This window comes from Nonomuraea sp. NPDC049750 (assembly GCF_040659625.1).
Taxonomy (GTDB): domain Bacteria; phylum Actinomycetota; class Actinomycetes; order Streptosporangiales; family Streptosporangiaceae; genus Nonomuraea.
On sequence record NZ_JBFANB010000059.1, the window covers coordinates 33,586 to 44,275 of the forward strand.

10 protein-coding genes, 1 tRNA gene and 1 pseudogene are annotated in these 10,690 nt (G+C 64.6%); 7 read left to right on the forward strand and 5 right to left on the reverse strand.

Going from position 1 to position 10,690, the window contains the following annotated elements; all coding sequences use genetic code 11:
- Positions 1-120 precede the first annotated feature (120 nt).
- Positions 121-660, forward strand: a complete 540-nt coding sequence (locus AB0J16_RS58525) for a TetR family transcriptional regulator (protein WP_358557756.1) — start codon at positions 121-123, stop codon at positions 658-660.
- A gap of 89 nt (positions 661-749) precedes the next feature.
- The gene (locus tag AB0J16_RS58530) at positions 750-1,205 is read left to right on the forward strand and encodes a hypothetical protein (protein ID WP_358557759.1); all 456 of its coding nucleotides are present in this window, start codon (positions 750-752) and stop codon (positions 1,203-1,205) included.
- Positions 1,206-1,564: 359 nt separating this feature from the next.
- Here AB0J16_RS58530 and AB0J16_RS58535 read toward each other — a convergent pair whose 3' ends face one another.
- Both AB0J16_RS58535 and AB0J16_RS58540 read right to left on the reverse strand, forming a co-directional pair.
- Positions 1,565-1,726, reverse strand: coding sequence for a hypothetical protein (locus AB0J16_RS58535; RefSeq protein WP_358557762.1), 162 nt, complete (start codon positions 1,724-1,726; stop codon positions 1,565-1,567).
- Entirely contained in the window at positions 1,723-2,046 is a 324-nt protein-coding gene (locus tag AB0J16_RS58540; RefSeq protein WP_358557764.1) for a hypothetical protein, read from the reverse strand. Before AB0J16_RS58540 ends, AB0J16_RS58535 begins: the two co-directional genes overlap by 4 nt.
- A gap of 594 nt (positions 2,047-2,640) precedes the next feature.
- Between AB0J16_RS58540 and AB0J16_RS58545 the strand changes: the two genes are divergently transcribed.
- Positions 2,641-3,606 carry a hypothetical protein gene (locus AB0J16_RS58545; protein ID WP_358557767.1) on the forward strand — a complete coding sequence of 322 codons (966 nt, stop codon included), beginning with the start codon at positions 2,641-2,643 and terminating at the stop codon, positions 3,604-3,606.
- Between the two features lie 133 nt (positions 3,607-3,739).
- Positions 3,740-4,021, forward strand: a pseudogene (locus tag AB0J16_RS58550) (replication initiator); the annotation flags it as partial.
- Positions 4,022-4,253: 232 nt separating this feature from the next.
- Here the strand turns inward: AB0J16_RS58550 and AB0J16_RS58555 are convergent.
- Complete coding sequence (locus tag AB0J16_RS58555) at positions 4,254-4,394, reverse strand: hypothetical protein (RefSeq protein ID WP_358557769.1); 141 nt, start codon at positions 4,392-4,394, stop codon at positions 4,254-4,256.
- Positions 4,395-4,884: 490 nt separating this feature from the next.
- On the opposite strand from AB0J16_RS58555, the gene AB0J16_RS58560 reads away from it, so the two are divergent.
- On the forward strand, positions 4,885-6,864 hold the full coding sequence (locus tag AB0J16_RS58560; protein WP_358557772.1) for a sugar transferase: 1,980 nt from the start codon (positions 4,885-4,887) through the stop codon (positions 6,862-6,864).
- A gap of 447 nt (positions 6,865-7,311) precedes the next feature.
- Positions 7,312-8,202 (forward strand): site-specific integrase, encoded by an 891-nt coding sequence (locus AB0J16_RS58565; protein ID WP_358557775.1) that lies wholly within the window; start codon positions 7,312-7,314, stop codon positions 8,200-8,202.
- A 117-nt stretch (positions 8,203-8,319) separates the two neighbouring features.
- On the opposite strand, the gene AB0J16_RS58570 is transcribed toward AB0J16_RS58565, so the two are convergent.
- Positions 8,320-8,392 (reverse strand) — tRNA-Thr (locus AB0J16_RS58570).
- Between the two features lie 21 nt (positions 8,393-8,413).
- Complete coding sequence (gene rlmB, locus AB0J16_RS58575; protein ID WP_358557778.1) at positions 8,414-9,373, reverse strand: 23S rRNA (guanosine(2251)-2'-O)-methyltransferase RlmB; 960 nt, start codon at positions 9,371-9,373, stop codon at positions 8,414-8,416.
- Positions 9,374-9,600: 227 nt separating this feature from the next.
- Between rlmB and AB0J16_RS58580 the strand changes: the two genes are divergently transcribed.
- Positions 9,601-10,599, forward strand: a complete 999-nt coding sequence (locus AB0J16_RS58580; protein ID WP_358557781.1) for an alpha/beta hydrolase — start codon at positions 9,601-9,603, stop codon at positions 10,597-10,599.
- Positions 10,600-10,690 lie beyond the last annotated feature (91 nt).

A 10,690-nucleotide genomic window follows, 5' to 3' on the forward strand; every position in this document is an offset into this window, starting at 1 on the left:
GACATGAAAGTCCATCTAGGATGAAGAAACTCCCGATACACTGGTCCGGTCATGACAGAACACAGTTCCCCCGCTCGCCCCGGGCGCTGGCGAACGGGCGCGGAGAGCAAGCAGCGGATCTTGGACGCGGCACGTGCACTTTTCCGCGAGCACGGCTACGGCGGCACCACAGTGCGCGCGGTCGCCGCCGCCGCGGGGGTCGATTCAGCGATGGTGTTCTACTTCTTCGGCAGCAAACAGGGCCTGTTCGCCGCCGCTATCGAGATGTCCGCCCAGCTCCCGCCGGCCATCGAAGCGATCTTCGCCGACGGCCTCGACGGCATCGGTGAGCGCATTATCCGGACACTCGTGGAGACCATCGACGCATCAGGCCGCACCCCGCTCGCGATGCTCACCCGCTCGGCCCGAACCAACGACCAGTCCGACACACTGATTCGCGAATACATCGACCGGGAAATCACCAGCCGACTGGCGACCCTGCTCGGCACACCGGATGCCGCATTTCGGGCCGGCATGGTCAACGTCCAACTCTTGGGCCTCACCGTGGCGCGCTACATCGTACGGATCGAACCGATCGCGTCATCGTCCGTCGACGAACTGGTCAGCCGGTTCGGACCGCTCGTGCAGCACTGCCTGACCGGGCAAACCGCACCGCCCTGAGTGACGCTCACCAGCACAGGTTGCGTCCACGGGAGTGGTCGCCGGCCCCTACACCTTCGTGTGGCTGGACGCGCTGACGCAGAAGGTGCGTGAGGGCGGCCGCACCATCTGCACGACCGCACCATCTGCACGACCGCTACAACACCGTGCTCACCGAACTGTTCGCCGACCACCCTGTCTACATCGTGACCATGAGGTTCGTCCCCGACGAAGGCATCGAGGGGTTCTCCCTCATCGATCCGCACGCCCTCAATCCTGGATCACGCCCATGGACGAGGCTCCGCGAGGACGACGACGCCGATCCCAGCGGAACCATGCGCCTACACGTCAGCGAGCAGCCCTGGAAGCCACAAATCCTGGACCCTCTGCTGCGGGCAGTCGCCGATGACGAGTGCGCCGGCATCATCATCATGGACATCGACCTGCGATGCCTCTACCTCCCCTATCATGGCGGCGCCGACGTTATCCTGGCCTGCCCGCAAGAACGAGACGCCCTGAAGAACGCTCACGCAGACTGGCTCCTTACACACCCGCTCGGACTCTGATCCCACCCGTCTATCCGACTTCCTACTTGCAAACGGGAGCCAGCCACAAAGCCGAGCGGTCGTTGGCCTGGTCAAGCGGTTGGTGCTGACTGGTGAAGGATGCTGCTGTACGCCGGTGTTGCTGTATCGGGCTGCTGTACGGCCTTCAACTGCAACCGCTGATCGTCATCCGACCCTTTGGGAAGGGGCGGACGCCTCGTGAGGCTCCTCCCGCACTGGTTAAGCGGTCGATGTGGGCCGCGCTGCATGGTCGAAGGTGACCGTGTTGCTGTGTGGCGCCGCTGCGCAGCACTCCCCAATGAACTGCGGGACGTCGGCTGCGGCAATCCTCCGAGAAGGTTGAGAGCCAGCACAACCAGTTACTCCTGCTTATTCGCCTTTTTGTCGATCGCATGGCGAACCGCGCGAAACATTCGAATCAGCTCCGGGAGCTTGGCCAAAACCTCCCTCAGTTGAGTGATCAGGAGGGTGAGGAAGCCGAAGCCCGCGAGCATGAAAAGTGTCAGGGTGTTCCAGTTCACGAGGACACCTCCGAGTCCATATCGTCCTCCCGGTCAGCGTCCTCTTCCCGAACGGTCACGCCGTGCCGCTCCAAAGCTTCATATATCTCGTCGGGACCGCAGTCGATGTGTTCGACGTCGTGGCGCCCCTGGCAGTCCGACGGGCACTCGAGCTCAGCGCACGTCTCGGGCTCGGCTGGGGCGGCCTCATTAATGAGGTAATAGGTGAAGATGTTCGCTACGAGGCTCCTGACCTGGTGCATTTGGACGAAGAGTGCGAACTCATTGCTTTTCACTTCAGCGCCGCCCTCGGGAGATATTGGCTCGGGTCGCTCCTCCATCGCCCATGCGTGGGCGGACTCCAGAGAGACCCCTAGCCAAGCGAGTTGCAGTGGCTCCAGGTTCCCAGTCTCGGCAAGGCGCTCTACCGCCTCTCCCGCGCGCCGAACGTTCTTGATCGACGACAGGTAGCGTTTCAGAGCTGGTGGCAATGTGTCGCCAGCGCTCTGCGCAGCGCGTCGGCTCTCATCGTGGCGCTCCCGGCGGACTTGGGCGACGAATGCAGTGAGGCAGTCGCGGCACGCGTAGAGGGAATCGTCATTACCGGGTTCCACCGCGATGCGCTGCTTCCCAGGACTTGCAAAAGGCTCGTCGCACAGGGCGCAATTCACGCCCAGCGCCTGGTTCCCGCTCGTTGAAGTCGGCATTGCGTCCAGGAGCTCATCCTGAGCGTACGCGGGTATATGCATGGCCCCTCTATCGCTGAACGGCGCGAGCGGTTTTCTGCCGCCTCAACCATCTTCAACGCCCTCTAGCCGAGGGTGTCGGCTGTTGACAGACGATCGCGGAAATTGGCGGAAGCTGACTCGCGCGCTCCCTGCTCTCCTTAGACTGCTGACAAAATCTGACACCTGAAGGGATCAAGGGCGCTTCCCATGTCAACTTCGCCGCACCCGGAAAGTCACGAGGCTCTTAGAAATCTGACAACGGCGCTTCAGGAGCTCCATCGGGCGGCGGGGCGGCCCAGCCACCGCCGGGTCAGCGATTCGATCAAGGATGGTCCCTATCCCGGGACGGTTAGCCACGAGGGCGTTCGGAGCACGCTCAAGGGCTTGCGCTCGCCCCGCTGGGAGACTGTCGAGTCGATCGTCTCGTTCCTCGCGGGCTGCTGCCGACCGCCGCGGGACCCTGATATCGAGGTTGCGCGTTTCCTTCCGCTATGGCGCGCTGTCAAGGAAGGCGACGCGGGCGCCCTGAAGTCGGCCCGGGAATTCGTCCTAGCGCAGAGCTGGGGTGATGATGTCGGCTCCTGGACTCCCGAGATGGTCGCGGGAGTGACGATCAACCCCTTCAATGCGGTCGAGCTCGACCCGGCGCTCACCGCCCGGCACGATCCTCTGATCTCCGAGGAGGAGTGGGTAAAGGCCAACCTCGGCGTCATCGAGCAGTACGGCGCTGAGTTCTTCCTGTACGCCCTGCTGCGCATTTTGAAGGGCGAGTACGTAGGCGAAGAGAGGGGCAGCCCTTACGGCTACCAGTCTCCCAGCCAGGATATGGATGAAGACACGGCCCGCGAGGCCTTCGACTTCGCCTGCGACCAGATTCGGCGGCGCCTGCGCGCCGAGCCGAACCTGCTGGCACGTTCGATCAAGGCGTTTCATTGCGACGACAGCCTGGACGAGGAGGAGCGCGAGGAGATCTTGCGCGCAGAGTCGGACCCGAGCCTCATGAGGGAGGTTATGACGCTCTCCCCGGAGAGCTGGCTGGAAGTCTCCGAGGAGGCCCACTTGCTGGTCTTTACCTACCTCGTCAAAGAGGGCAGGACGGTTGGGCGGCCGGGTCTTCCCCCCGAGCAGCGCTTTTTGATCACTTGGCGCGTATCGGAATCGCCAGATATCTAGACCCTGGATCGACTGGGGTTCAGTGCCAAGAACCATGCCCCCTGGCCTGGTCCTTAACGACGATGCACGTCTGCAACGATTGGCGTAACGTCCAGAACGGTACTCGTCTCCCGTTGGCCGGCTTGCGTACAGCCCCAATTCACCGCCACCCGCCTGGGCCACAGCCGGCGCCCTAGCCCAGGTCCAGCACGCCGCCACAGTCGTGACAGCGGAGGTCAAGCCACTCAGCCGCACCTTCCGGTGGGGCACGCAGCTCGACGTCCGCCCCATCACTATGGGCAACGACCTCACCGAACAAGCCGTCGCCGCCTACATCGCCAAGTACTCCGCCAAAGCCGCCGAATGCGTCGGCACACTGGATCGCCGCTTCTCCACCAAGAGCCGCCGCTACTCCACCACTCTCAGCGAACTCCGGGCAGCGAGAGAACGAAGAAGACCCTCGGGGCGGCACCGTCCGCTTGCAAGCACTACGTCCGTCAGCGATCACGAAGTTCTCCGGTGACCTGCTGACGAGCGGCGGCAAGAAGGGCGGCCCGCTGGCGGCGAACACCGTAAAGCACGTCCACACGGTGCTCCGTAAGGCCCTCACGGACGCCGTGCTCGTGGACGAGTTGCTTCTGTTGTGGCGCGCATGTGGCGGATGGGATTTAGTACGCCCCCGCCGCGAACCGGCGGGTGACGTCCGCGCTGAACCCGCAGGGCCACTCGCCCAGCGCGCATCGCTCGGCGATGCTCAGACGCGGCAGCAGCCCGGCAAGAACGCGGGCAGGCTGGGGAACCGTCTCCACACCGCCACGCCGGCACCCGGCGCATGCGGCCTCGTCGCCTCGCGAGGTTGGCGGTGTAGCCGCACTTCCGGCAGTCGGGGCGGTCATATGGGTGAGGACTACGGCCAAGTAGCGACCGGACCAAGTGGGCATTGACTCGTGATCTTGCTGGCTGTATAAATGGTGTATTTATGTGGCATTCGTCCTGAGCGGCGATATCGACATCCGATATGGGGATCGCTCTCTGAGTGCATCGACGCCGGCCAGACATACCCATACGAAGGATGGAACTGCAAATGCATCGGCTTTTGGTCGAACGAGCTCTTTGTTCAGCAGGGGCAATGTAAGTCGCGGCTTCGTCTGGTCCCCAAGCGCTCGCCATCGGCGGGGGTGCTACGTGCATCAACCACCACTACATCGAGCCTTGCCGGTCGACAGTGAAGGCGGCCCCGCCATCCGTCGGCGTAGATGCTCCGTTAGTAATTGCGAGCGGTTGCTGTAGATCATGGAGATGAGGAACATCGCCGCCGACGATCTGGCCCCTGCGGGGATACTGATATTCGACCCGGAGAGCTGGCTCAGCGCGGGGAAAGGCGTCCGGAAGGCCGCTGATGATCTGGCCGAGGGCGTGGACGAGTTCTGCCGGGCGGTGGATGAGCGCCCCTTCGGTCAGGACGATCTAGGCCGGGCGCTGTTCGAGGGCGATCCCGAGGCGGGCCTGCCGGGGTTCGCCCGACTACGTGACGACCTGCTGAAAGACCTGGTCGGAGCGGTGAACCTGCTACGCGCGATGGCGGCCGGGATGGTCGTCGCCGGGTGCAGGTACGCCGCAACCGAGGACTTGAACGCCAGGATGATTGCCGGGGGCAGGTACGCCGAGGCCGGGGAGGCGACCACCGAGATCCCGTACGCGCAGGAGTACCCGGGATGGCTGACGGATCCGGATGTGTACAAGCCCGGGCTGAGCCCGAGCGGTCTGCCGACGACCACACCAGCGCCTGACTTCGTGAGCCAGGCGATCTGGTTCCTCGAATCTGTAGGAGTCGGGTCCGCGTGGCCGGATGGTGATCTCGACGGTGTGGCGCGGCTGCGGGATGCCGCGACGACGGTGGGACGCGTGGTCGCTTACGTCCAGGAGCAGGTCGCCGGGCAGGCCGGGCGGGTGACCGGGGCCGGGTCCGGGCTGGCCACGGCTGTGTTCGGACGTACCACGCGGGTGGTGCACGGCGAGAATGGGCAGCTGGCCGACCTGCATCGGCGGTGCGCGCACCTCGCCGACAGCGGCCAGATCGGCTACGACGCGATCGTGGAGGCCAGACGGCGATTCCTGGCATCTGCGGCGTTCGTGGTGGCACTGATGCTCATCGCAAAGCTACTGGCCCCCCGGCTCGGCCCGCTCCTCGACGCCGCGGTGAAAAGGCTGCTCCGAACCGAGGGCCAGGTACTGCGGATCACTTTGCTGATCATCCGTCAGGCAGCATTGGGCGCGATGTACTCCGGCGGACTGAGCGCGATCGACCAGCTGTTCGCCACCGGCACCATCAATGTCGGAAAGCTGGTTCGGGATATGTTGCACGGAGCGCTCGCCGGCGGGTTGATGGCCGGTACGCACGGCGCGCTGCCCGCGTTGCTGCGCCGAGGCGGACCCGCGCTCACGGGCCTGGCCGAGGCCATGGAGTCGGCCACATGGGAGCGGGCATTCTCCCGGATCATGGTCGGCGGTGCGGTGGGCTCAACTGTGCTGGCAACCACGGGATGGGCGAGCGGCGCCGGCTGGGATTGGAAGCATGCCGCTGAGATGGGCTTCGGCATGGCCGCACTCAGCACCGGCGCGGGTATCGCCGCTCGGTCCTGGCCTGCCCCACCCTATGCGAGCCTGAGGGGCAGAGAATGGAAGCAGAGCCCGGCCAAGCGGTGGCATGACGTCAAATGGGCCACCGGGATTGTCATGATCACCACTCCTGCGAACGCCATCTTCGCGCTCGCAAAGTTCGCCGAGGACGGAAGAAATCCCTTCTTCTTCCAGAAACGGGTTGGCCAGTTCGGCCGCGAGTTCGACATGGCCAAGGGCCGTACGATGAAGATGACCGACGGCATGAAAGGCGGTAGCGGCGAACGTACGAGCGTCGGTAATGGGTGGTCGCGAACCACTCTCGACGAGACCGTCCAAATGCTCTACAACGTCATCATCAAGGGAAACATGTCGGTCGTAAACGACCGACCGCTATTGACCCCCGACAGGCAGAGGACAGTAGCGGCGCTCGGGCCCATCCTGGGGCCACGCTGGAACGAGGCGGATCTGGCCGGAAAGCCTGGGTGGCTCGGCGCCTTCCCCAACAAGACCGTCGAGCTCAATCTCAAGCAGGGGACATTCGCCTACGACCTTCAACGAGGCTTCACGGGCCTCTGGCATGACCAGCACGCGAGCCTGAAATTGGATCGGGAGATCGCCCGGAAATTCCTCTCCACTTACTGGAAGCGCATTCTCTAGGCCCGATCTTCCGTGCGCCCAGCAGAACAGGAGTGAAGCCGTGACGTAGCGGTGAGTCTTGCGGTTCGTAAGCTCATCCTCACTTGCCGGGTGGGAGTCGGTCCGAGCAACCGTCAGGAGGCCCGGTAGCAGACTGGTGGTTACTGACACGCTGATATACATGCGCGTGATCTGGGAAAGCGCCACGTCTGACGACCTGCAGCGCTTTCTGAACGCCTCGCTTCTACAGAGGCTCTGACCCGAGTTAATCTTGCCATCCCGGGTTCGCGCTCTGTGGCAAGACCGATTCCCCGAACTCCGGCGCCAAGCTGCTGCCCGATGGGCGAATTCCATCATCGCCTGGCCTACCTTCCGAGTGATCGCGCCTCGGCAGTCGTCGACCCGGGACCGTGCCTACGCGGGGCACGCGAGGGTCAGCATTCGGCCACCCTCAAGGGCCACCGAGACATGATCCGCCTCTACATCAACCCACCCATCGGCACCGTCCGACTCCAAGCGCTGTGCGCGTCGGCGATCACGAAGCTCTACCGTGAGCTGCTGACAAGCGGTGGTAGGAAGAGCCGCCCCCTCGCCGCCAACACCGTCAAGCACGTCCACACGGTGCTCCGGAAGGCGCTCTTTGACGCCGTACTCGTGGACGAACTCCTCCCCAACAACCCCGCTGAAAGGGCCAAGCTCCCGCGGGTCCAGGCCACCGAACCCGGCATGGTCTGGGCCCCCGCGCAACTCCGGGCCTTCCTCGTCACCGCCGGCGACCACCGCCTGTTCGCCTTCTTCCACCTGGCCGCCTACACAGGCGCTCGCCGAGGCGAGCTACTCAACCTCCGCTGGAGAGACGTCGACCTGGACAAGCCGCAGATCCACATCACCGGTACAGCAGCGGTGATCGACCGCCAGCGGGTGGAGGGCACTACCAAGAGCGGACGTTCCCGCGTGGTATCCCTCGACCCCGGCACGGTCAAGGTCCTCAAGGCACACCGCGCCCGCCAAGACGAGGACCGTCTCAAGCTCGGTGAGTCATGGAAGGGCGGCAACGCCTACGTGTTCACGACGGGCTGGGGAGACCCTCTCTTCCCTGATACACCCAGTTCCCTGATGCCCAAGCTCATCGAGACCCACAACAAGCAGAACCCGAGAGGTCAGCTCCCCCACGCCTGCCTTCACGACCTCCGACACATCCACGCCACCACGCTGCTCCTGGCGGGCGTACCCGTCCACGTCGTCGCAGCCCGCCTCGGCCACGCCGACCCGGCCATCACCCTGCGCGTGTACGCCCACGTCATCCACGAGCAGGCAGCCACGGCCGCCGACGTCTTCGCCAAAGCCGTCAACGGCTGATTGGGAGCCACCCGGGAGCCACCGTGTTAGCAAGGGTGTTAGCAAGATCTCGACATTGTCCTGACAAACAGGAAGCCCCTGACGGCGTATCGCCTGTTCAGGGGCTTCCTCTTGTAGAGCCGACGAGGGGAATCGAACCCCTGACCTTCTGTTTACAAGACAGATGCTCTGCCGATTGAGCTACGTCGGCGCGGCCTATCAGTGTAGACGGTCAGCGACCCCGATGACGAGCCACCTCGTACAACGCCACACCAGCCGCCACCCCAGCGTTCAACGACTCCGCAGCCGCCCGCATAGGAATCCGTGCCACAACGTCGCACTGCTCCCGCACCAACCGCGACAGCCCCTTGCCCTCGGAGCCCACCACGACCACCAGCGGCTCGCTCAGCAGGTCGACGTCGCCGATGTCCGCGCTGCCCTCGCCATCGAGTCCGATCACGAACAGGCCGGCGTCCCGGTATTCCCGCAGCGCCGCCGTGAGGTTGGATGCCCGTGCCACGCGGAGGTTGGCCAGCGTGCCTGCGGAGGTCTTCCAGGCCCCGCCCGTCACTCCGGCCGAACGCCGCGACGGGATCAGCAGCCCATGCGCCCCGAAAGCGGTCGCCGAACGCGCGATGGCGCCCAGGTTGCGGGGGTCGGTGACGCTGTCGAGGGCCACGACCAAGGGGACTTCTGCCGCATCCTGCGCCAATTCGACCAGCTCAGAAGGGTGCGCATAGTCATAGGCCGGGATCTGCAGCACGATCCCCTGGTGAACGGCGCCTTCGGTGAGCCGGTCAAGCTTCTCGCGGGTCGATTCGAGCAGCGCGATGCCCCGCTCCGTCGCGACCTTGATCGAGTCGCGTACGCGGTCGTCGCTCTCGATGCGCTGTGCGACATACAGCGCGGTGGCCGGCACTCCGGCGACCAGGGCTTCGAGCACCGGGTTTCGGCCGCCGATGTATTCGGGCGCGTCCTCGGAACGCCGCTGCCGAGCCGGGCCGGGCCGGCGTCCGCCTTGCTCCTCACGGGCGATCCGTTCGGAACGGGCCTTGTCCTTGTACCAGTGACGCATCTCGGCAGGCGGGGTGGAGCCCCTGCCCTCGAGCCCGCGGCGTCCCTGCCCACCGGTGCCCTTGGACGGGCCCTTCTTCTTCGCGGGCCTGCCCGATGCCCTACCGCCTGCTGCCATGGCATTAAGCGTACTCGGGCCATCACCCACCTCACGCCCCACTCAAGATCACACTCTGCTATGAGTACGGCCAGAGCCGTGCGACCTGCACGCCCCTCAGCTCGATAGGAGCCAGTTGGTTCTCTTACGCCGATAGAGGGTGACAATCCCGGCGCATCAACTCTCAACCCATTCAGTTACTCTAAGTACATACACATGTTCATATTGTTTCCCGAAAGGCGAAATATATGGATAGGCGAACGTTCTCCAAGCTGTTCCTCGCGGGAACGGCCGCGGCTTCACTGCCCAACCTCCCGGCCGCCTCGGCCTCGGCGGTCGTACCCGATAACCGGAAGACGCCGCTGAAACAGATCAAGGCCGGTGTCCTGAACATCGGGTACGCGGAGGCCGGTCCCGCCGCCGGCCCCGCGGTCATGCTGCTGCACGGGTTCCCGTACGACATCCAGAGCTTTGTCGAGGTGGCACCCCTGCTGGCAAAGGAGGGCTATCGAGTGATCGTCCCTTACCTCCGGGGCCACGGCACGACCCGCTTCCTCTCGGACCGGACATTCCGGAACGCACAGCAGTCGGTGATCGCCCTCGACATCATCGCCCTGATGGACGCCCTCAAGATCGAGAAGGCGATCCTGGCCGGGTTCGACTGGGGATCGCGCACGGCCGACATCATCGCCGCCCTCTGGCCCGAGCGCTGCAAGGCCCTGGTCTCCGTGAGCGGCTACCTGATCACCAACCGCGAGGCGCAAAAGGAGCCCCTGCCGCCGCGGGCCGAGCTGGCCTGGTGGTACCAGTACTACTTCGCCACCGAGAGGGGCCGACTCGGTCTCGAGCGGTACCGGCACGATTTCGCCAGGCTCATCTGGGAGAACGTCTCCCCGACCTGGAAGTTCGACGATGCCACGTTCGAGCGCACGGCGGCGTCCTTCACGAACCCGGACTGGGTGCCCATCGTGCTCCACAACTACCGCTGGCGACTGAGCCTGGCCGCGGGCGACCCGAGGTACGACGGCATCGAGAAGCGGCTGGCCGCGGCTCCCGCCATCTCCCTGCCTACGGTCACCCTCGACGGCGAACGCGACCCCTTCACTCCCCCAGGCGACGGCTCTGCCTACCGCAAGCACTTCACTGGCAAGTACGTACACCGAACCCTGCGGGGAATCGGGCACAACGTGCCGCAGGAGGCCCCGCAGCCGTTCGCCGAAGCCGTCGTCGAAGTGGACAGGCTCTAACCTGCGGCTTTCACGGCGAATTTGAGCCGACCTGATCGTTCACATAAGAAAAGTGCCCTTGAACTGGGAGGATCGGACTTGTCTAAGGCCC

What these genes read in the sequence shown, in the direction of transcription:
- AB0J16_RS58540 (WP_358557764.1), bottom strand. Translation starts at nt 2,046, where the DNA reads ATGGAGGAGCGACCCGAGCCAATATCTCCCGAGGGCGGCGCTGAAGTG.
- AB0J16_RS58545 (WP_358557767.1), top strand. Translation starts at nt 2,641, where the DNA reads ATGTCAACTTCGCCGCACCCGGAAAGTCACGAGGCTCTTAGAAATCTG.
- AB0J16_RS58560 (WP_358557772.1), top strand. Translation starts at nt 4,885, where the DNA reads ATGAGGAACATCGCCGCCGACGATCTGGCCCCTGCGGGGATACTGATA.
- AB0J16_RS58565 (WP_358557775.1), top strand. Translation starts at nt 7,312, where the DNA reads ATGATCCGCCTCTACATCAACCCACCCATCGGCACCGTCCGACTCCAA.
- rlmB (WP_358557778.1), bottom strand. Translation starts at nt 9,373, where the DNA reads ATGGCAGCAGGCGGTAGGGCATCGGGCAGGCCCGCGAAGAAGAAGGGC.
- AB0J16_RS58580 (WP_358557781.1), top strand. Translation starts at nt 9,601, where the DNA reads ATGGATAGGCGAACGTTCTCCAAGCTGTTCCTCGCGGGAACGGCCGCG.